The sequence below is a fragment of the Suilimivivens aceti genome (assembly GCF_025567405.1).
Taxonomy (GTDB): Bacteria; Bacillota; Clostridia; order Lachnospirales; family Lachnospiraceae; genus Suilimivivens; species Suilimivivens aceti.
This window is the reverse complement of the sequence record NZ_JAOQKJ010000002.1, coordinates 1-21687: the sequence shown is the minus strand read 5'-3', so window position 1 is coordinate 21687 and position 21687 is coordinate 1. Positions and strand designations below refer to the sequence as shown.

General features: G+C 43.4%; 18 protein-coding genes and 1 tRNA gene. All 19 read right to left on the bottom strand.

Annotation, left to right across the window (positions count from 1 at the left end):
* Positions 1-7: 7 nt before the first annotated feature.
* Positions 8-2086, bottom strand: coding sequence for an efflux RND transporter periplasmic adaptor subunit (locus tag OCV77_RS01825; protein WP_262572800.1), 2079 nt, complete (start codon positions 2084-2086; stop codon positions 8-10).
* A 52-nt stretch (positions 2087-2138) separates the two neighbouring features.
* Positions 2139-3095, bottom strand: a complete 957-nt coding sequence (locus OCV77_RS01820) for a carbohydrate ABC transporter permease (RefSeq protein WP_317246613.1) — start codon at positions 3093-3095, stop codon at positions 2139-2141.
* Positions 3095-4015: a carbohydrate ABC transporter permease gene (locus OCV77_RS01815; protein WP_262572799.1), complete on the bottom strand. Its 921-nt coding sequence runs from the start codon at positions 4013-4015 to the stop codon at positions 3095-3097. The genes OCV77_RS01820 and OCV77_RS01815 overlap by 1 nt, the downstream gene beginning before the upstream one ends.
* On the bottom strand, positions 4016-6370 hold the full coding sequence (locus OCV77_RS01810; RefSeq protein ID WP_262572798.1) for an ABC transporter substrate-binding protein: 2355 nt from the start codon (positions 6368-6370) through the stop codon (positions 4016-4018). It abuts the gene before it with no gap.
* A gap of 90 nt (positions 6371-6460) precedes the next feature.
* Positions 6461-7825, bottom strand: coding sequence for a PFL family protein (locus OCV77_RS01805; RefSeq protein ID WP_262572795.1), 1365 nt, complete (start codon positions 7823-7825; stop codon positions 6461-6463).
* 13 nt (positions 7826-7838) lie between these two features.
* On the bottom strand, positions 7839-8111 hold the full coding sequence (locus OCV77_RS01800; protein ID WP_118797102.1) for an ACT domain-containing protein: 273 nt from the start codon (positions 8109-8111) through the stop codon (positions 7839-7841).
* Positions 8112-8157: 46 nt separating this feature from the next.
* The gene (locus tag OCV77_RS01795) at positions 8158-8958 is read right to left on the bottom strand and encodes an MBL fold metallo-hydrolase (RefSeq protein ID WP_118797103.1); all 801 of its coding nucleotides are present in this window, start codon (positions 8956-8958) and stop codon (positions 8158-8160) included.
* Between the two features lie 3 nt (positions 8959-8961).
* Complete coding sequence (locus OCV77_RS01790; RefSeq protein ID WP_317246612.1) at positions 8962-10983, bottom strand: cell division protein FtsA; 2022 nt, start codon at positions 10981-10983, stop codon at positions 8962-8964.
* Positions 10980-11576: a dephospho-CoA kinase gene (gene coaE, locus OCV77_RS01785; protein ID WP_118797104.1), complete on the bottom strand. Its 597-nt coding sequence runs from the start codon at positions 11574-11576 to the stop codon at positions 10980-10982. Before coaE ends, OCV77_RS01790 begins: the two co-directional genes overlap by 4 nt.
* Positions 11577-14213 (bottom strand): DNA polymerase I, encoded by a 2637-nt coding sequence (gene polA, locus OCV77_RS01780; protein ID WP_262572790.1) that lies wholly within the window; start codon positions 14211-14213, stop codon positions 11577-11579.
* Between the two features lie 15 nt (positions 14214-14228).
* Positions 14229-14555 carry a zf-HC2 domain-containing protein gene (locus OCV77_RS01775; RefSeq protein ID WP_118797106.1) on the bottom strand — a complete coding sequence of 109 codons (327 nt, stop codon included), beginning with the start codon at positions 14553-14555 and terminating at the stop codon, positions 14229-14231.
* A gap of 74 nt (positions 14556-14629) precedes the next feature.
* Positions 14630-14712: transfer RNA gene (locus tag OCV77_RS01770), tRNA-Leu, on the bottom strand.
* Positions 14713-14784: 72 nt separating this feature from the next.
* Positions 14785-16083, bottom strand: coding sequence for a diaminopimelate decarboxylase (locus OCV77_RS01765; RefSeq protein ID WP_262572787.1), 1299 nt, complete (start codon positions 16081-16083; stop codon positions 14785-14787).
* A 37-nt stretch (positions 16084-16120) separates the two neighbouring features.
* On the bottom strand, positions 16121-16798 hold the full coding sequence (locus tag OCV77_RS01760) for a uracil-DNA glycosylase (protein ID WP_118797108.1): 678 nt from the start codon (positions 16796-16798) through the stop codon (positions 16121-16123).
* Complete coding sequence (gene hisF / locus OCV77_RS01755) at positions 16789-17553, bottom strand: imidazole glycerol phosphate synthase subunit HisF (RefSeq protein ID WP_118797109.1); 765 nt, start codon at positions 17551-17553, stop codon at positions 16789-16791. Before hisF ends, OCV77_RS01760 begins: the two co-directional genes overlap by 10 nt.
* 4 nt (positions 17554-17557) lie before the next feature.
* Entirely contained in the window at positions 17558-18178 is a 621-nt protein-coding gene (hisH, locus tag OCV77_RS01750; RefSeq protein ID WP_262572783.1) for an imidazole glycerol phosphate synthase subunit HisH, read from the bottom strand.
* Positions 18179-18210: 32 nt separating this feature from the next.
* Positions 18211-19734 (bottom strand): hypothetical protein, encoded by a 1524-nt coding sequence (locus OCV77_RS01745; protein ID WP_262572781.1) that lies wholly within the window; start codon positions 19732-19734, stop codon positions 18211-18213.
* A gap of 44 nt (positions 19735-19778) precedes the next feature.
* Positions 19779-20510: a hypothetical protein gene (locus tag OCV77_RS01740; protein WP_262572779.1), complete on the bottom strand. Its 732-nt coding sequence runs from the start codon at positions 20508-20510 to the stop codon at positions 19779-19781.
* A gap of 62 nt (positions 20511-20572) precedes the next feature.
* A complete protein-coding gene (locus OCV77_RS01735; protein ID WP_262572776.1) occupies positions 20573-21466 on the bottom strand; it encodes a chemotaxis protein in 894 nt (297 codons plus the stop codon).
* Positions 21467-21687 lie beyond the last annotated feature (221 nt).

Genomic DNA, 21687 nt, shown 5'->3' with positions numbered 1-21687 from the left:
CTCCTTTTTAACTGTTATTTTCGTTTAGACGTACCTGCTTGCCTGCCTCAACAGGCTTTGTGGATGTGGTGATCACATATTCATAGCCATAAAGTCCGGCTGAGATCGCTGTGTTGTTATCATCGGAAGCCAGCACCTCCACATCTACTCTCGTCGCTATATAACGGTTGCTGATCGGCCCGCTCTTTGACTCGACGATCAGAATAAATTTACCATTCTTATCTTCTCTGATAGCACTGTTAGGTACAGTCAGTTCATATTCCGCACTTCTCTGTCCTACAGAGATATTTAAGGACTGTCCGGCCTGGATACTGCTTCCTGTCACATTAAAGACAAGCAGCTTCTTCTGTCCGTTGCTTTCCGGATCCGGCTTGATAGCAGCCAGTGTCACCATGGCATCATCATAATACCAGGCGTTCTGCAGCTCTCCCACATCTCCTACCTGTACCTTCTTGGACTGCTCGTTTGTGACAGAAAAGCTTACCGTATAGCCCTTACCGTCTACCTGTATAACCGCTGCAGCCTCCTCCGGCTTTGTCGTCTCTCCTGCCACATAGGCAAGATTTGAAATCGTACCGGCTACCGGTGCTACAATGGCACTGCCCTCTGACTTCTCCTTCAGTTTCGCAATTTCATCCTTTTTCTCCTGAATATCCTTACTTGCCTTGGACAGATCCAGTTCTGCATTAATATCTGCCGCAAGCTCGGTCTGTTCCTGCTTTAACAGATCATAAACCGCCTGCGCCGCCTTCAAAGCCGCATTGGCATCTGCCAGCCTATTCTGCCACGCAACGCTTGCCTGACTGTTGGCAGCCGTGATCTCAGAGATATTCCGGTTTGCCTGAATTAAACGATTCTGTGCATCCTGCACGCCACCATCTGAAGAGGCTGTGATTGCCTGGACTTCAGCAAGCTCCTGCTGAAGCTTCGCAAGCTTTGCTTTCTTATCGGCTAGGGTTGCCTGATTATTTGTGTAATTATTTAAATCCGAACTGTTTTTTTCAATATTTTCAACATTAATCAACGCTGCATTATAATCTGCAAATAAAGTGGTATAACTTTCTGCTTTATTTCCTGTAGCATTATATATAGCTGTCTGGAGCTGATTAAATGCTGTTTTTGTTGTTGATAATGTTGTTTGAACATTCTCAAATGTATCAACTTTTCTGTCACCAGGTATTATTTTTGATGTATCAATGTCTTTATCTAGAGCTGCAGCATCGAAAATGAGTTTCATCTTATCATATAAATTTCCTACAGCCGTTGCTTTCTGTGCATTATAAGAATTTGGTGCAACTGTTGGTGACGCACTCGGGTTTGGATTCGTTCCAGCTGCTCCTCCTGCTGATGACTGTGCATTTGAAATCAGTTTTTCTAAATCTGAAATTTGGGATGTCAGCTCTGAGATCTGTGCATTCAGCTCTGCAATCGTCTCTGCCTTATCCCTTTCAAAGCGTTCCTGTGCACTTGCCAGATCGGTGGTTGCCTGATCCCGGTTCAATTCATCCGGCTTGGTATTGACCGTGGCATTGTTGGTGTCCTTGGTGCTCTGCAGCGTGAGTGCATCCACATTTTTCTGGCACTCATCCACCCTTGCCTTGGCCGCCTCCAGACGATTTACCATATCTGTCACCTTTGCCTGATAAGTTGCAAAGGTATCCGTCCTGCCGCTTGCCACCTTATTGATAATCTCCGGAGAAATCGTTCCTCCAAAAAGTCCCTTCATATAAGCAAGCTCCAGATCCTCCAGCTCATCCTCTGCTTTTTTCAGCTCGTCACTCTCTGCATCCTCCAGATAATAAATGACCTGATCCTTCTCTACCGTATCTCCCTGTTTTACCGCTACACTGCTGATGACACGGGACTCCTTGACCATTACATTATAGGGATCTGTGGCTTCTACCGTACCGGTTCCACGTACCTTGGCTGTGATAGTTCCTCTCTGCACATACTGGGTAGCGACCTCCGGCAGTGAATAATTCATGATCGTATTAGAAAAAAAGGTAAGTACAAGCATTACCGCAAGAAAAATGATCGCGGCATTCTTCACCCAGTCTCTTCGTTTGGAAGCTGTTTTTTCGTCCATTTTATCCTCACATTCTGCCGCATTAAACGGCATCTATCTGAAATATTATTTATTATCCCTTAATTCCACCCTGATAAGTGATTCCCTCTACAAGATAATCTTCACCATACAGAAATACCAGGATTGGCGGTACCATATAAATCGTTGCAACAGCAAAGGCCAGTCCTACTTCTCCCTCATTGATCTTCGACAGGAATACGGACAGCGGGTGCATTTCTGTATCCGACAGAAGGATCAGCGGCTGCTCTACCATATTCCAATAATCAATAAAGATCAGGATTGCTACCGAGCACAGCGATCCTTTACAGAGAGGCATACATATGCTTTTAAAAATCTGCCATTCTCCTGCTCCGTCGATCTGCGCTGCCTCCATCACCGATTCCGGGATCCTTCTCATATACTTGGTCAGAAGGAATACCGCAAAGGGAGAAAAAATACCCGGCAGCCAGATAGCCCACCTGGTATCCAGTATATTCAGCCATTCACTGACCAGATAGTTTGGTACCAGCGTTACCTGATACGGCATCAGCATCAGGATAATATAAACAAAAAAAATGATTTCCTTCAGCCTGCCTCTGTATCTGGCAAATCCATAGGAGGCTCCTGCTGCTACCAGCAGCTGGAAGATCACGATCGGTACTACAAGAATCACTGAATTCCAAAACTTGAACAGATATTCCGGACTCTTGAACAGCACTGTGATATACTGGCTGAAGGATACCATATCCGGAATAAATTTCAGGTTTACCTTGCTGGCTATATAGGTTTTACCTCCTGTATCCGATGTGGCAAAGACCTGTCCATAATTGGCTGATATCTCAGAAGCAGACATAAAGGAATTGGTCACTGTCAATACGATCGGCATCAGGAAAAGAACAGCGAAGCAGGCAGCAAACATGGTGATCAGCGCTGTCTTGACGATCAGTCTCCTTCGCTTTTTTCTGTTGTTCCTTCTGGCTCTTCTTTCTGCCGGATTCCATACTCTGGATGAGTGTCTGTTACTATTCATCAGCCCTCCACATCCTTTCCAAAATAATTTTCCGTCAGAAACAATACTCCTATGATAATAACCATGACAATTGACATCAATATTGCTGCAGCCGACAGCTTCTGATAATCAAGCTGGCTGAACGCATTGTTCATAAAATGCTGCATCATATAAATCGTGTCATAAGGATAGTTTCCTGTCAGCAGATAGATTTCCCTGAAAACCTTGAAGGAATTTATCAGGGACATAATCGTTACAAATAAAATCGTGGAAGACAGATACCGTATCTTGATATACCAGAATATCTGCCTTTGCGTGGCACTCTCCAGCACTGCTACCTCCAGAATATCCTTTGGGATACTGGAAAGAGCTGCCATAAACAGGATCATATTATAGCCAAGATTTTTCCAAAGAAACAGGATGACGATAACCACCTGCGCATGGGAAGATTTCAGCCAGTCTATCTTGTCTGCTCCAAACAGCCCAATAAAGTCGTTGGCAATGCCGTTATAATGAAACAGCACCTGCCAGATCAGGATAACCGATGCCACAGGCACCATCATGGGACTTAAGAAAAAAGTCCTGAACTGGCTCCTGAAAGGAATCTTAAAGTCCAGCATCATGGCAAGGAGCAGGGAAAGGATTACAGCAAGCGGCACTGCTACCAGAGAAAATTTCATGGTATTGGCTGCTGCCTGCTGAAATGCCTTGTTGGTTGCCACTTTTACGAAATTATCCAGAAATACAAACTCATGATTAATAGGATTGTCCACCATGGAATAATAAATGACAACAAAAAAGGGTAATACAAAAAACAGCAATACACCGGTCAGGCTGGGGGAAAGATACCCCCAGCTGATCAGTGTGCCATGCCTTGCCCTCTGTGTCAGCTTATTATGCTTCTTTTTTGACTTATTTTCTGCCTTCTGCCCGTGCAGCATTTAGCTATGCTCCTTCATATAGATCTGAACCCGGTTCTGGATAATATCAGCTGTTTCCTTCGCTGACTTCTGTCCCTTGAAGAAGGCACCGGTTTCTTCTGTAATAATGTTGATCAGTTCCTCATTTACAGATGTGGATGCTTTCTCTGCCGACTCAATAATAGTCCTGACTGCATCAATCTCTTCCTGGGTTGCTGCATAAATATCCATTTCATAGTCATCATACCCCCAGCTCGTCTTCATCTGTTCTACCTGGTTGCCATTGGCATCGGTCGTATATTCCTTTTCCATGTCCTTTGCAAACTGCTTTTCCAGTGCAGACCGCTTTACCGGGAATCCATAAGACATACTGTTCTCAGCTACCAGTCCCTCCTGATATTCATCAGAAAGCAGCGTACTCACAAATGCCCATGCACCATCTTTATGCTTTGAGGATGCGTTGATGGCCACACTGCCACTGGTACTGGTGATCATATTTCCCTTTCTGTCCACATCAGGATATCCGATAAAGTTTACCTTTTCTCCAAACAAACCATTATACATCTGATATTCCTGCACAGAATCAAAGGAGGTCTGCATCAGAAGCACCTTATCTCCACGGATCTTTGCACTGATGCCATCACCCTCAGTAGAATAATTGATGTCCTCATCATCCGGGAATTTTGCTGCAAACTCCAGTACTCTGGCAAAATCTTCCCCATCAAAAGAGCTTTCTCCAGTCTCCCAGTTCATGAATTCATTCATATTATTATATATGCAGTAATAGAACACCATTGACCTGCTTCCATAATCAAAGATATTCTCCACATTATTCTGCTCTACAAAATCCAGCATTTCGCTTAAGGTCCATCCCGGACTGCTGAGCTTACTTGCTTTTACCATGGTCGTGCTGATCACAAACTGTGGAATGACCGCATAAAGTTTTCCATCTATTTCGTAAGCCTTAAATACGTTTTCAAGATAATCAGAACGATTTATCCCGGCTTTGTCCATATATGGATAAAGATCCTCAAATACACCCATGCTGGCATACTGGTTATAATCAATATTAGTGATATCTATGATATCCGGACCTGTTCCGCTTACAATATCATTATTGAACTGAGTCACGCCTGTCGTATAATCATCTGTATTATAGGATTTCACTGTAATGTGATATTTATTACTGCTCTTATTAAAATCAATGATATTTTTTCGAAGATCCTGATTGATATACAGTGCGCCAACAGTGATCTCCTCCTTCTGCTGTACCTCAGAAGCAGGGGTCTTCGTGAGAAGTACCAGTGAATAGCTGGCATCATAAGAAGAATCACCGGAATAAGCCCGTGTCAACACATAATATCTGCCATCTGACAGTTTCCCGATATCCTGTACATCATCTGAATTGATATCTGCGTCAAGCCAGTCAAACAGTGCTTCCGATTTATCTTCTGCAGGATCATAGGAATATACCGTAGTTCCATCACTTACCAGCACCTGTGTACCATCATTTTCATAAAAATTAAGTCCGTAATTTTTATTCAGGGAATCACTCTTTATGGGACTTCCAATTGTCTTTATCGTGCTGTCAACCGGATAGATTTCAAAGCCTTCGCCACCCCACATGCAGACATATATCTTTCCGCCTGCTGTAAATGCACTGTTGACCCAGTTACCCGAAAGATCGATACTGGTTTTCTTCTCTCCCTGTGTACTGACAACTTCGATCGACTGGTCTGTTATCAGATAGATCAGACCTTCTCCATCTGTCAGCATATACTGAATATAACTGTTTTCATCCAGCACATCAAAATTTTCTGTGCTGATCACAGATCCATCCTCTGTGGAAAGCACATAAAGATCTGTATGATAAGTATACTCTGCTTCAGATCCTGCAGTAAATCCGGGATCTATAGGTTCATCTGGCAGAACCGCTTCCTCAGTATCTACCAAACCAACTGCTTCATCACCGTCAGCTGTAGTCTGCGAGCCTTCATACCAGTCCACAACAGCTATCAGATTTCCTTCTTCATTCAGGAAGCTCTGCCGCACAGATGCATTTTCCGGCAGATCCAGGTATCTTTCCTGCAGCTCTTCTGTTGAAAAATCATACTGGAACAAAGCATTGCTGCTCGTTTCAACAGCCTGATCCCACTTATTTCCTACCATCAGGAGTTTATCTCCATTCTGGAGGATCGCCGAAAAATATTCGGCATCAGCTTTAAAGTCCTTATACGTCGGTACATAGTAAAATTCCTTCTGTGCAGAATCTGTCTGTGTCTTATTCTTACCACAGCCCGCAAGAGAAGCCACCATCAGGCCTGCACACAGAAATGCCAGAATTCTCTTTCCTTCTTTTGTCATAAATTTTTTCATAAAAATACCTCATATACATGCTTCATTTTATCTGTTAAAACTATAGCATAGTATATGAGGCTAAACAATCTTTTCTGTCTTAGTTTTTCCTTAGTTTTTAAAACTATGGATCGGTGCCGGAATCCTTCCTCCACGGTTTACAAAGGCTTCACAGGAATAGGGATTTATCGCCATAACAGGGGCATGACCGAGAAGTCCTCCAAACTCCACTCTGTCTCCTACCTTCTTGCCAATGGCAGGGATCACACGGACTGCCGTTGTTTTCTGATTGACCATACCGATCGCCATTTCATCTGCGATCATACCGGATAGTGTTGCTGCAGAAGTATCTCCCGGCACAACCACCATATCAAGACCAACAGAACATACACATGTCATGGCCTCCAGCTTTTCCAGGGTAAGTGCCCCGGCTTCAACCGCATTGATCATTCCCTGATCTTCACTGACCGGGATAAATGCTCCGCTCAAGCCCCCTACATAGGAAGATGCCATCACGCCACCCTTCTTTACCTGGTCATTCAGAAGTGCAAGTGCTGCTGTGGTTCCCGGTGCGCCTGCATATTCAAGACCGATCTCACAAAGAATATCTGCCACACTGTCACCGATTGCCGGTGTAGGCGCCAGTGAAAGATCCACGATACCAAAGGGAACTCCAAGTCTTCTGGACGCTTCCTGCGCAACCAGCTGTCCCACTCTCGTTACCTTAAATGCTGTCTTCTTGATCGTCTCACAAAGGACCTCAAAGTTTTCTCCACGCACCTTGCTTAAAGCTGTCTTTACAACGCCCGGACCGCTGACACCGACATTGATGATCTTGTCAGCTTCTGTTACCCCGTGGAACGCTCCTGCCATAAAAGGATTATCATCAGGTGCATTGCAGAACACTACCAGCTTGGCACATCCGAGAGAATCATTGTCCTTTGTATACTCGGCTGTTTCCTTTACGATCTCCCCCATCAGCTTTACAGCATCCATATTGATGCCTGTCCTTGTGGATCCAAGATTGATAGAGCTGCATACTCTTTCTGTCACAGAAAGTGCCTTCGGGATCGAACGGATCAGCAGCTCATCTGCCATTGTCATTCCCTTACATACAAGTGCAGAATAACCACCGATAAAGTTTACACCAACCTCATGGGCTACCTTGTCAAGAGTCTTTGCAATCGCAACAAAATCTTCTTCTGACTTGCAGGCTGCTCCTCCGATCAGTGCAATAGGAGTTACCGAAATTCTCTTATTTACAATAGGAATACCAAAATCTCTTGCGATCTTCTCGCCGGTTTCCACCAGATCCTTAGATGCTTCATAGATTTTCTGATAAATCTTTTCATTCAGTCTTTTCAGATCAGAATCAATACAGTCAAGAAGACTGATGCCAAGAGTGATGGTTCGGACATCCAGATTTTCCTTGGAAATCATTTCATTGGTCTCAACGACCTCACGTAAATTAATCATGATCTTTTATCTCCTAGATTCTATGCATTTTGTCAAAAATTTCTTCCTTCTGTGCCTTGATCTCAACACCGATCTCTTCTCCTAATCTGTGCAGATCCTCAGCAATGGTTCCGAAATGCTTCTCTGATGCACTGGTATCTACGATCATCATCATATTGAAATATCCCTGTACGATCGTCTGGGAAATATCTTCAATATTGATCTGATTTTCTGCCAGATAAGTGCATACCCTGGCAATGATTCCTACAGTGTCTTTTCCAACTACGGTGATAATTGTGTTTTTCATAATTTTCCTCCAGTGCTTTTTTGTCAGTATAGTGTAAAGTACTTTACTATGCAATATGTATTACCGGTGTGACTTCATTTCTTCTTGCAACCTGCATGGGCAGATCCCTGACAGCAATACCCTCATCTGCCATGGTCATCTCCACCCTTACTGCTTCATAGGCAAGCTCCGGCATATTATTTTCCTTGCTCAGATGTCCAAGAAGTACCGCCTGCAGATCATCATGGATCAGTCTTGTCAAAAGCTGTCCTGCCCGCTCATTGGAAAGGTGCCCTTTATCTCCCAGTATCCTCTGTTTCAGATAATAAGGATACGGTCCGACCTGAAGCATATTGATATCATGGTTTGCCTCCAGCAAAAGAGCATCCATCCCCTTCAGGGATTCTACTGTATAATCATTGTAATTGCCAAGGTCTGTTACGATCGCAGCCTTTTTCCTTCCATGAGCAAACCGGTAAGCCACAGGATCTGCCGCATCATGGGAAATCCGCATGGGATTGCAGCATATATCCTTGATCATCAGTTTTTCATCCGGGAAAACTGTATGAAACAGATCTTCCGGGATCTTTCCAACACTTGATGTTTTCTGAATGGCTTCTATCGTCCCTCTTGTGGCATAAATCGGAACCTCATATTTTCTTGAAAGAACACCAAGTCCGGCAATATGGTCTGTATGCTCGTGGGTGATAAAAATTCCATCAATATCCCTCATAGAGAGCTCCAGCTCCTTAAGTCCCGCTTCCGTCCTTTTTCCACTGATCCCGACATCCACCAGAATATGTGTGGAATCAGAGCCTATATAAATACAATTACCGCTGCTTCCGCTGGCAATGCTGCAAAGTCTCATATTTTAATTCTCCTGCCAGTATATTTCGATTGCATCGCCATCATGGATAGGCTCCATATACTGGGCCGGTCTTCCATTCAGCTTTGTTATGATCGACTTTCCTTTCTTCATGGACCTGTCAAAATCGATCTGATCAAATACATCTACATAAATATAACTGTCCTTTCCCGAAAGCTTCACAGGCTGTCTGTTTACAAGCACTACAATAGTCGCTATTTTATTCTCATTATCTGCAGTGTCTTCCCTGATATCACTCTCGCTCTTTAAATTTGCTTCTGTAATCTCTACTGTAAAATTCTCATATACCTTTGTATCTCCATCTGCCAGTTCATGATTAACATAAATATTACTCATGCCATCCGCAGCAAGATCCATATACTGCAGCAGTTTCTGCAACGGATAATAATTCAGGATTTCTACCATATCCCCTTCTGCTACAGAATAATCCGGTGTTGTGAAAGCTTCATTTACTAAGATCAGTCTTGGTAATTCTACTTTGCTTCCATTAACCTGCAAAAACAGTTTCTCTTCTTTATCCGCAAGTTCTGAAAGCTGCACCTCTGCCCGTTTTCCTGCCGTAGAATGCTCCACACGGATAATATCATTTTCATGGATCGGTGTGGCAATATCTGCCGGTTGTCCATTAACGGTGATAACAGCGGCTTCTCCCACTTCTCCTCTGACTATGCGCTGTTTCCCATTGACAGTAAATTGAAGTGCCTTTCCCCTTCCCGGAAACAGACCATCATTTGGAAATCCTGCCTGCATGGCCGCATCTGCCACTGTCAGCCTGTTGTTATCATAAATCTTCACCTTGCGGTCATTAAAGCTTACAAAAATAAAGTTATTGTTCTGCTCATAAAAATTCAGGCAGATTCCGATCGGCGTTACAAGCAGACTGTCCTTGGCAGTATCCTCTTCAAAGACGATCTGCTGCATCACTTCTTCACCCCTGAGTGCCACACGTTCCGGAACAATATCCAGATCTCTTGCAACAGCTTCTGTATAACCCGGAAGCTTTCCGCCTCCTCCAACTACAAATACTGCACTTACGCTTTTTCCACCATTCAGCTCTTTGATCTTATCTGCCACCTGCCTGGCCATATCTTCCACAACCGGTGCTGTCACTGAAAGTACTTCTTTGCTTTTAATCTTCTGTGGCAGGAACATAATATCTTCATATGTGATCTCTTCGGCTTCCCCTGCCTGCCTTTTAATCTTTTCTGCTGTCGCAAAATCCACAAGACAATGCCTTGCGATCACTTCGGTCAGGGCATCTCCCGCAATAGGGATCATGCCATAGGCAATGATACAGCCATCGTTGGTAATGGAAATATCACTGGTTCCTGCTCCCACATCGATCAGTGCTATATTCAGCATGCGGAAACGTTCCGGGATTGCTACCTGGATCGCTGCTATAGGCTCCAGCGTCATATTAGCCACCTCTAAGCCTGCAAGCTCCACTGCCCGGTAAAGACCATCTACAACATCCTCCGGCAGGAAGGTTGCGATCAGGTCAACTCCTATCGTCCTTGCCTTATGCCCCTCCAGGTTTCCCATTGGATAACCATTTAAATAAAACCGCACTACAGAATATCCTACACAGTAGAACTTCATATCTTCCTCTGTCTGCTGTTTCAGGAATTCTTCATAGGCTTTTTCCACCGCTGAGGAAGTCAGGGCATAAATATCTTCACTTACGATTTCCTTATCCGAGCCGAAGGGATACTCCACATGACTGTTCACCGTCCGTAGCACACGGCCTGCCGCTGCGATGCAGACATCTGTCAGCTTCCGTCCTATCGCCTCTTCCAGCTCTTCCTTTACCTGTCTGATCGTTTCACTTACCTTGCCTATGTCATGGATCTGTCCATCCAGCATGGCTCTGGTTTCATGCTCCCTGACTCTCTGCGCCACGACAACGAAACGATTGTCTTCCTTATATCCTACAGTTCCTACTATGCTTCTTGTCCCAATATCCAGTCCAAAAACAAGCTGTCCCATATAACTGTTCTTTTCTGTCACAGATATTCCCCCAATTTCTCATCAATCTGACGTCTGCTCTCTGTAAGGCTGTCACTGTTATCGATCACCACGCTGCAGTACCTCCGAAAATCAGTTTCCTTCAACTGGCTGTTCATGATCGAATCTATTTTTTCATCAGAATATCCTCTGGATTCCTTCAGACGCTTTCTTCTGACCTCTTCTCTTGCATAAATATACCACATTTCATCCACATAGTCCAAATATCCTTCTTCGATCAGAAGAGCAGCTTCTATAAAGAAGAAATCATGTATCTTACTTTTTCTTTCCTCCTGGATTGCAGAAAGGATCAGTTCCTTTACCGCCGGATGGATGATCCCGTTGACCTTAGTAAGAAGTTCCCTGCTTGAAAAAATCTTCTCTGCCATTTTTACTTTGTTGATATTTCCAGTTTCATCCAGGATCTCATCTGACAGAAGTGCTACCAGCTTTTCATAGCAGGGCTGTCCTTTTTCCTTTACCTTGTGGGCAGCCTCATCTGCCAGGAGGATACGGCAGTTATAACGCTCTCTGATGTAAGAAAGGATCTCGCTTTTTCCGGCACCTACGCCCCCCGTGATTCCAATTACTTTCATTTATTTCGCCTCATACCAGTCATAGCCTGTATGAAGATCGATCTCCAGCTCTACAGCAAGCTTTGCTGCGCCTTTCATCTCTTCTTCCAGGATCTCCCTGACCTTGTCCTTTTCTTCTTCCTTTGTTTCTATCAGAAGTTCATCATGAACCTGCAGTATCAGCTTTGACGAAAGCTTTTCATCCTTCAGTCTCTGATGCACCCGGATCATGGCAATCTTTATGATATCGGCTGCTGTCCCCTGGATTGGGGAATTCATGGCAACTCTTTCTCCAAAAGAACGCTGCATAAAGTTGCTGGAGGAAAGCTCCGGCACCGGACGTCTCCTTCCATACATGGTTGTCACATATCCGTTTTCCTTTGCATGAGCCACCGCTCCGTCAAGAAATGCCTTGATCCCAGGATAGGTTGCAAAATACTGTTCAATGTATTCCGTTGCTTCCTTTCTGGAAATACTCAGATCCTGACTTAAGCCAAAAGAGCTGATCCCATACACGATACCAAAATTGACTGCCTTTGCATTTCTTCTCTGCAGATCTGTCACTTCCTCAAATGGAGTATGGAACACCTTTGACGCTGTGATCCTGTGAATATCTGCATCTGTTCTATAAGCTTCTATCAGCTGCTTATCTCCGGACATATGTGCCAGTACGCGCAGCTCGATCTGGGAATAATCCGCATCTGTAAAAAGATATCCATCCCTTGGAATAAATACCTTACGTATCTGTCTTCCGAGCTCCATTCTCATTGGTATGTTCTGCAGATTTGGTTCTGTAGAACTGATCCTTCCGGTAGCGGTGATCGTCTGATTAAAGGTAGAATGGATCCTGTCTTCTTCTCCGATATAGACCGCCAGTCCATCCGCATAGGTACTCTTCAGCTTTGTAAGTCCTCTGTACTCCAGAATATCAGCTACTACCGGAGCTTCGCCTGAAAGCTTTTCAAGAACATCTGCTGCTGTGGAATAACCCGTCTTCGTCTTTTTTCCGCCCGGCAGCTTCATCCTTTCAAACAGGATTTCTCCAAGCTGCTTTGGTGAATTGATATTGAATTCGCATCCTGCCTTCCGATAGATTTCCTGTTCCAGCTCCTTTATCCTGCCTGCCAGTGTATCTCCGTACGCTTTCAGCTTTTCAGGATTGACACGGATGCCTTCCTTCTCCATATCATAAAGAACACAGGTCAGCGGCATCTCAATCTCTTTCATCAGCCTGTCCATTCCTGTCTCTTCCAGCTTTTTTTTCAGAACCGGCGCAGCTTTAACGCAGGCATAGACAAGAAAGCTGATATATGAAATCACTTCCTCTTCCATCTCCGCGTAAGCTGCCGAAAGGCTTTTCTTTCCAAACATCTCTGTCTTTTCCTGCAGCATCAGTCCAAGATGTTCATTAGCTACGTCCTGGATCGTATAATCATTTTTTAACGGATTTAACAGATATGCTGCCAGGATGATATCAAAATAGTGATCTGTATTATCTGTCTGCAGGAAATCATAATATTCCTTGATGTTGGCACAGACTATTTTTCCTGTCTCTGACAGCTTTCTGAGCTTATCTGCAAGGTAATCCTCTGTCAGAAATCCTTCTCTCCTGCAGAAGAATGTCTCTCCATCCGGAAAAGACAGGCAGACTGCAAGCAGGCTCCTTTTTTCATCAAGGAGAAGATACAGACCGGTTGCTTCTTCCTTTCCGGCTTTTTCAAACAGGTTTTCTGCCTCTGCCAGATCAGTTACTGTATGGAATTTTTCTGTGATCTCATCATGGGAAACCCTTTTTTCAAACCTGGAAAGCAGGTTTTTAAACTCCAGTTTCTTTAAAATTTTATAGGCATCCTCTGTATAAAAATTATGAATTCTTGCCTTGTCCTTATCAAGCTCTACATCACTATCCGTCCGGATCGTTGCAAGATCCTTGCTTAAATCTGCCAGTTTTCTGTTGTTGATCAGAGATTCCTTAACAGCCTTTTTCGTAATCTCGTCAATATGGTCATACAGATTTTCTACCGAATGATACGTTCTGATCAGCTCTGTAGCCGTCTTTTCACCAACCTTAGGCACACCCGGGATATTATCTGCAGTATCTCCCATTAATGCTTTCAGATCTATAAATTCTGTAGGTGTTACCTGATAACGTGCCACTACATCAGACGTATAATAATCTTCAATCTCCGTCTTTCCACCTTTGGTCTTCGGTATCCTGACCTTGATCCCATCTGTTGCAATCTGCAAAAGATCCCTGTCACCAGATACCAGTGACACAGCCATACCCTGTTTTTCTGATTTTTTTGCCAGTGTTCCCAGGATATCATCAGCCTCAAGTCCCGTCTTCTCTACAGTCGCAATTCCCATGGCAGAAAGGACTTCCTTCATTACCGGCACCTGTTCCCTCAGTTCCTCCGGCATGGGTTTTCTGGTTCCCTTATATTCCTTATAGATCTCGTGCCTGAAAGTAGGCGCATGAACATCAAATGCCACTGTCAGATAATCCGGCTTCTCTTCCTCCAGTATCTTAAACAGGATGTTCAGAAAGCCATAGATTGCATTAGTATGCAGTCCACTGCTGTTTGTCAGATCCGGAACGCCATAAAAGGCTCTGTTCAATATGCTGTGTCCATCAATTAAAACAAGTTTTTCCATCAATTCCTCAGCCCTTTTCTAATACAATACGATAAATAACAATAATAATGCTATGAGCTCTACTGCGACAAATCCCTGAAGCACAAAAAGCAGCCATTTCATATTTTCACGGAGCTTTAACGTATGCTCCGCATTCTCCAGTCTTTCAAGCAGTTCATTCTGCAGATCAAAAACACTTCCTGATTCCAGTCTTGCCATGCCTTCTGTTACCAGGAACTGGATAGAAAGCTCTTCCATGCAGTCATTACACCTCTCCACATGTTCCATGAACTCCCGCAGATCGTCCGTATCCAGATCATCCTCCAGAAAAGAAGGGATCATTTTTTCTATTTCTTTGCAGATCATAACCTTTTACCTTCCTTTCCTCTCAGATCTGATAAAAAAAGGACTTCTGATGGTCAGTCAGAAATCCTGATTCGTGCCGGCAGTGGGACTTGAACCCACACGTGGTTGCCCACAACAGATTTTGAGTCTGCCTCGTCTGCCATTCCGACATGCCGGCAATTAAATAAATACCTGTATTCACAGCCGAATATTATATTAACATATCCGGCTGCTATTTACAAGGTTAAAATTATTGCCTGATTCCCTGCTCTGTCACATCGAAATCGATTTTTTCATATACAGGAAGGACATCCAGCGTTGCAAAATAATCCCTGGGTGTTTCTGCCCTGCGGATCATGGTCACATCACCATTTTCCCTTAAAAGAAGCTCCGCGCATTTCAGCTTGCCATTGTAATTATATCCCATGGCATAACCATGTGCACCTGCGTCATGTAATACCAGATAATCTCCCATATCAATCTTCGGAAGCATTCTGTCTATTGCAAACTTATCATTGTTTTCACAAAGAGAGCCTGTTACATCATACATATGATCGCAGGGCTCATCTTCCTTGCCAAGAACCGTGATATGATGATAGGCACCATACATGGCGGGACGCATCAGGTTAACTGCACAGGCATCTACACCAATATATTCTTTATGGGTATGCTTCTCATGGATTGCCTTCGTCACAACCTGTCCATAAGGTCCCATCATAAAACGCCCCATCTCAGTATAAATTGCCACATCTCCCATACCAGCCGGAGTAAGGATCTCTTCATAGACTTTTCTGACACCTTCCCCAATCACCCGGATATCATTAGGCATCTGCTCCGGTCTGTAGGGAATCCCTACACCTCCGGAAAGATTGATAAACTGGATGTCTGCTCCGGTTTCCTTTTCCAGCTTTACAGCAAGCTCAAAAAGTTCGCCTGCAAGCTGTGGGTAATATTCATTGGTCACTGTGTTACTTGCAAGAAATGCATGGATGCCAAAGTGCTTTACTCCCTTTTCCTTCAGGATACGGAAGCCTTCAAACATCTGCTCTGTGGTAAATCCATACTTTGCATCTCCCGGGTTATCCATGATACCGTTGCTCATCTTAAATACCCCACCCGGATTGTACCGGCAGCTCATGGTTTCCGGCAGCTTTCCAAGAATTTCTTCTACAAACTCAATATGCGTGATATCATCCAGATTGATAATAGCTCCGATTTTATCTGCATAAGCATATTCTTCCGCCGGAGTATCATTTGATGAAAACATGATATCGCTTCCTGGCAGTCCCATTGCTTTACTGAGCATCAGCTCCGTCAGGGAGGAACAGTCACAGCCACAACCATACTCCCTCAGGATCTGGATCAATGCCGGATTTGGTGTTGCCTTTACTGCAAAATACTCTTTGAAACCTTTATTCCATGAAAAAGCCTCCTGAACGGCTCTGGCATTTTCACGGATTCCCTTTTCATCATAGAGATAAAACGGTGTGGGATATTTCTTTGAAATCTCCTCTGCCTGTTGCTTTGTAATAAATGGTGCTTTTTTCATGTTACTTTAGTCTTCTCCTTCCGCAAGCTGTCCTGTGTCAGATATTTTCTATTTGCCAGTCAATCGGTTCAATTCCGTTCTTTTCAAGAAATGCATTAGCCTGGCTGAAATGCCTGCATCCAAAAAAACCTCTGTATGCAGATAACGGACTTGGATGAGGTGCCTTTAAAATCAGATGCTTGCTGTTTGTCAGCATTGGTATCTTACTCTGTGCCGGTCTTCCCCAAAGCAGATATACAATTGGTCTGTCCTGTGCATTGACGGCCTCAATCACAGCGTCAGTAAACTGTTCCCAGCCCTTTCCCTGATGGGAATTTGCCTGGTGCGCCCGCACAGTCAGTACCGTGTTCAAAAGCAGTACTCCCTGATCCGCCCACTTTTTAAGATACCCATTATTGGGAATGTAACATCCAAGATCATCGTGCAGCTCCTGATAAATGTTGACAAGTGACGGTGGAATATCCTTCTGTGTCGGAAGCACAGAAAAGGACAGTCCATGTGCCTGATTTTCATTATGATAAGGATCCTGTCCAAGAATCATGACCTTCACTTTACTTAATGGTGTAAAATGAAATGCATTAAAGATATCCTCTGCCGGAGGATAAATAATCCTTGTATCATACTCATGCTTCACGAATGTATAAAGTTCCTTATAATACGGCTTGGTAAATTCCTGTTTAATACAGGGCAGCCAGTCATTATCTATCATTGCCATAATCGAACAGATACTCCCTTGTCATGCAGATATTTTTTGACTTCTCCAATTTCCAGTTCCTTGTAATGGAACAGAGAAGCTGCCAGTGCAGCCTCCGCCCTTCCTTCTGTCAGAGCCTCATAAAAATGCTCCATCGTTCCCGCACCGCCAGAAGCAATGACTGGAATCGATACACTTTCCGCTACCATTCTCGTCAGTTCAATATCATAGCCAGCCTTGGTACCATCACAGTCCATGCTGGTAAGAAGAATCTCTCCTGCGCCAAGCTTTTCTGCCTGTATGGCCCATTCAACAGCATCGATCCCCATATCAATCCTGCCGCCATTTTTAAAAATATGCCAGCTTCCATCCGGACATCTCTTGGCATCAATCGCCACAACAACACACTGGCTTCCAAATTTTTCAGCTGCTTCACAGATCAGTGACGGATTCATGATTGCCGCTGAATTAACAGCTACCTTATCTGCCCCTTCCCGGAGGATCATCCTGAAATCATCCACACTCCGTATCCCTCCTCCTACTGTAAAGGGTATGAAAACAGTTTCAGCCACACGTCTCACCATTTCTGTTTTAATATTTCTGGCATCAGAGGATGCGGTAATATCAAGGAATACCAGCTCATCTGCGCCTGCCTTATCATAGATTCTGGCTACCTCTACCGGATCCCCGGCATCTCTTAAATTTACAAAATTAGTTCCTTTCACCACACGTCCGTTATTGACATCCAGACAGGGAATGATTCGTTTTGTATGCATTCTATCAGCCCTCCCTCTGCAGTGAAAGAAAATTCTTCAGTATAGTAAGTCCAACAGAGGAACTCTTCTCCGGATGGAACTGGCATCCAAACAGATTCCCCTTTTCAATGGAAGCATGGATTCCGGTACTTCCATACTCTGCCTCTGCAGTCACGATCCCCTGATCCTTTGCTTTCAGATAATAGGAATGCACAAAATAAACATAAGAATTTTCTGGAATACCCGCAAACAATCTTCCCGGATTCGGATAAGTCAGGGAATTCCATCCTATATGCGGAATCTTGAGTCCCGGTTCATCCGGTATCTTCAGGATTTCTCCATCCAGAAGTGCAAGGCCATTGACACCATCACTTTCATCACTTCTTTCAAACATCAGCTGCATTCCTAGGCATATTCCAAGGAAGGGTGTCCCTTCATCAACTACTTTTCTGATTACTTCAACGAGACCGTATCTGTGAAGCTTTTCCATGGCATCACCAAATGCGCCTACCCCCGGCAAAATCACCCTGTCTGCCTGCTCAATGATCTTTTCATCCCGGGTAACAACCGTATCTTCTCCGAGAAATAGCAATGCTTTTTCCACACTTTTGATATTCCCGGCATCATAGTCGATGATTGCTGTCATCTGCAAATCCTCCTGCTGTCATCTATGGTTTTTTAAAAAGAACTGTCCACATTTTCCATCAGATCCTCTTCCTCTTTAAGGAGGTCTGGCAGCTGTTCCGTCGCATTCCCTGTCTCTTCCGTTTCTTCTGTTTCTGACTCTGGAAGCTTTCCGTTATTGATCAGACTGTAAACTGCCTCACTGTAATCATCATCGCTTTCATAGGAATTTACTTCTCTTGCAACTGCTTCATCAACCTGGAACTGACTTTGAAGCGTGTCAATAATCTGTTGATAAAGTATAGCAAGTTCATTCTCTGCGCCATAGGCATTTCCAGCCGCCATGATATCATCATATACAGCAGCCCCGGATAAAAGTGCATCAAGCGCCTGTGCCCTGTTTCCTGTTCTCTCATTAATCTGATAAGAATCCAGTTTTCTCTGAAGCTTCTCTACCACAGCAGCTCTGTTATAAAGAACTGTGTCGCTCTCCCCAAGACCTTTTCCATGCAGATTCTGATAAACAGTCACATAATCACCATCATAAAAAGCATTTCTGGCTTCTCTTCTGTCAATATAATCTGGCAGAAAAATTCCAAGCAGCAAAACTGCTGAAATCAATGTTGCATCAAAAGCAACCAAGGTAAGCAATGATTTTCTGTTCAACACCCTGGGCTGCTTCGGCTCCTGTTCCTTCTTACGTTTCTTTTCTTCCTTTTTCTGCTGTTTTTCTCTTTTCTTTTCAGCTTTCTTATCTTCGGTTCCCTTACCCTCTGATTCCTCACCACCTTCTGCTTCTGTGGCTTTGTTTTTTTCCTTGCTTTTTCCTTTCTTCTCTTTCTTTTTCTTTTCTTTTTTTTCCTTCTCTGGCTTTTCCTCTGTTTCTTCCTCTATATCTATATCAGGTTCTTCTCTGAACAGTGTTTCCAGCAAATTCCCAAAGAACCCTTTTTTCTTTTTCTCATTTTTCTCTGGAATTTCATCAGCCCAGTCAGGTTCTTCAAAAGGCTCGCCATTTTCCTGTCCTTCCTGATCGTCATTGTTGCCAGGCAGACTTGTCCAGTCAGTGCTGTTGTCATTGTCTTCATTAGTCAATCCATCGTTTGCTTCCGACGCTGACTGTATCTTTTCTTTCTCTGTTCCATCCCGCTGATCGGTATCCACCATTACAGCCGGTTCTGTCTGAGCACTGTCCTGTTCTCTGCTGTCTTTATCTTTTACCTTTTTTCTAAACAGAAAATGTCTTTTCTTTTTTTCTTTTTTCTTTTCCACAGGCTCTTCAGGCACACTTTCCAAACCTTCCTGTGCCTTATCCGCTTTAGCCAGCATTTCATCAAGCTCAGCCTTCCAGCTTTCATCAACAACAGGCTTCTTTTCATCACCCTTTTTATCTGCAGACGGTATCTCATCCTCCGGTCTGATATCCGAAAATACCTCTTTTCTCATCGGCGCCGTCTTGTTCTCCATAGGATCAGTCTCATTCATCAGAGACATTATCTTATTATCATCATTCTCTTCCGTATCATCTGTTGACATTGTTTTAAGCAGATTATCTAAATATTCTTCATCTGTTGACATATCTGTTCTCCCCGTCGTCAAAATTCTCGTTTAAGTGTAACATATTACGCTTCAATAGACAATTCTTTTACAAACTCTACAGGATTATATTCAATTCCTGTACTTCTGTCTTTAATCTCTTCTGTTGTCTGGAACAGCCTGCTATGAACCCTGATCAGGAGAGATTTATTGTTAAAATAAGTGATCTTCTCAAAAGGCCACCTGATCACTGTGGGAAACTTCATGCCAGTTCCCAGTTCCAGTAGACAGACCTTATGATTCACGGTTCCCTGCAGCCATTTCGTATAAGCCTTCCACTGTTCAAGATAACCTTCCTCTGCATAATTCTCTGTTTCTATCGTGTTCCAGATCAGTTTTTTACCACATTGGCCACAAACAGGAAGATCCCTTTCGATATTCTTCTTCTCTTCCCTTCCCTGAAACATGCCTTTTATCTTTTTCTGCAGATCTTCATCAGGCACAGTAATCGTATCTGTGCATTTATTGGCGCATTGCAGATGATAGTAACTGCCACATGGTTCAACTATTCTTTCATCCTTTAATCCAGCCTGTCTGATCATTCCATCTGTACATAACGTAACCACGAAATAATTCTTATTCTGAAGCAGTCTCTGCAGTCCCTGATAAGCTGCCATTCTCACTTCATATTCTTCCTTTTTAAACCGACCATCTGCTTCCTTTAAACCGAATTCTTCACCAATTCCCACAAGAACCAGTTCAGCCTCTTTTATATTTTCTCTGATTTTTTGTATTTCTTCTCTGCTATTATCTTTCATTCATCTATCCCTGACATAACAAGAGCCGGATTAAATCCGGCTCCTTTGCTCCTGTATAAAAATTAACCAACTAATTCATCAATGACTTTAACAAGATTTCCAATCTCCGGCTTGGATAGCTGTGCATCAGCTCCAAGAGCATCGCCTTTTTTCTTCATATCATCATTTACAAGAGAAGAGAAAATGATAACTGGAATATCCTTTGTTTCATCATCACTCTTGATCAGCTTCGTAAGGCGGTGGCCGTCCATCATCGGCATTTCAATATCTGTGATCACGCACTGAACATGATCCTTCAGTGTTCCCTTCTTCTTGCATTCGCAGATAACATCCCATGCTTCCTGTCCATCGCAGGTATGTATCAGATTATCATAGCCTGCCTTTTTCAGTGAATCAACGATCAGCTTATTCAGCAGGATAGAATCTTCTGCAATCAGGATCGGCACTTCGCTTCTCGGTCTGCTACCAAGCTCACTGATCTCGCTTACCTTAAGTCCTGTTTCAGGATTAATATCTGCAACTATCTTTTCAAAATCAAGAATAATGATCAGTCTGTCATCAATCTTCACAACACCTGTTGAAATGCTTTCTTCTGCTGAAGAAACTGTAGCACCTGGCTTAATGATATTTTCCCAGGAAACTCTGTGAATTCCTCTCACCTGATCTACATGAAAAGCAATATCCAGCTTATTAAAGCTCGTAATAATAAAGAGTCCGCCTTCCTTTGATACACCTCTCTGAAGACAGTTTTTCAGATCAATTGCTGTGATCATCGTATCTCTCGGCATAAAGATACCTTCTATACTGGGATGCGCATTTGGTACCGGTGTAACTCTCTGATAAGGAATAATCTCTTTAATCTTTGCTACATTAATACCATATGGATTACCATCCAGTTCAAATTCCAATACTTCTAACTCATTCGTTCCATTTTCTAAAAGAATCTTTGTATCCATTTACATCCACCTCACCATTTTACGGTAATGATTACCATATGTTTGATTATAACATAAATAGTTTTCTGAAACAACTACAATATAAAGAAAAAGAGTCAAGCAAACGCTTAACTCTTTTCAGTTTTCATACCTTCAAAACCGAACATCAAATCTCATATCTTTCCGCAATTCCTGGATAAGCCCTCGACCGATTAGTACTTATCAGCTGAATGCATTACTGC

Bases quoted from the DNA above. Each gene is read 5' to 3' on its own strand.
- OCV77_RS01825 (WP_262572800.1), bottom strand. From the start codon at position 2,086: ATGGACGAAAAAACAGCTTCCAAACGAAGAGACTGGGTGAAGAATGCC.
- OCV77_RS01820 (WP_317246613.1), bottom strand. From the start codon at position 3,095: ATGAATAGTAACAGACACTCATCCAGAGTATGGAATCCGGCAGAAAGA.
- OCV77_RS01815 (WP_262572799.1), bottom strand. From the start codon at position 4,015: ATGCTGCACGGGCAGAAGGCAGAAAATAAGTCAAAAAAGAAGCATAAT.
- OCV77_RS01810 (WP_262572798.1), bottom strand. From the start codon at position 6,370: ATGAAAAAATTTATGACAAAAGAAGGAAAGAGAATTCTGGCATTTCTG.
- OCV77_RS01805 (WP_262572795.1), bottom strand. From the start codon at position 7,825: ATGATTAATTTACGTGAGGTCGTTGAGACCAATGAAATGATTTCCAAG.
- OCV77_RS01800 (WP_118797102.1), bottom strand. From the start codon at position 8,111: ATGAAAAACACAATTATCACCGTAGTTGGAAAAGACACTGTAGGAATC.
- OCV77_RS01795 (WP_118797103.1), bottom strand. From the start codon at position 8,958: ATGAGACTTTGCAGCATTGCCAGCGGAAGCAGCGGTAATTGTATTTAT.
- coaE (WP_118797104.1), bottom strand. From the start codon at position 11,576: ATGAAAGTAATTGGAATCACGGGGGGCGTAGGTGCCGGAAAAAGCGAG.
- OCV77_RS01775 (WP_118797106.1), bottom strand. From the start codon at position 14,555: ATGATCTGCAAAGAAATAGAAAAAATGATCCCTTCTTTTCTGGAGGAT.
- OCV77_RS01765 (WP_262572787.1), bottom strand. From the start codon at position 16,083: ATGAAAAAAGCACCATTTATTACAAAGCAACAGGCAGAGGAGATTTCA.
- OCV77_RS01760 (WP_118797108.1), bottom strand. From the start codon at position 16,798: ATGGCAATGATAGATAATGACTGGCTGCCCTGTATTAAACAGGAATTT.
- hisF (WP_118797109.1), bottom strand. From the start codon at position 17,553: ATGCATACAAAACGAATCATTCCCTGTCTGGATGTCAATAACGGACGT.
- hisH (WP_262572783.1), bottom strand. From the start codon at position 18,178: ATGACAGCAATCATCGACTATGATGCCGGGAATATCAAAAGTGTGGAA.
- OCV77_RS01745 (WP_262572781.1), bottom strand. From the start codon at position 19,734: ATGTCAACAGATGAAGAATATTTAGATAATCTGCTTAAAACAATGTCA.
- OCV77_RS01740 (WP_262572779.1), bottom strand. From the start codon at position 20,510: ATGAAAGATAATAGCAGAGAAGAAATACAAAAAATCAGAGAAAATATA.
- OCV77_RS01735 (WP_262572776.1), bottom strand. From the start codon at position 21,466: ATGGATACAAAGATTCTTTTAGAAAATGGAACGAATGAGTTAGAAGTA.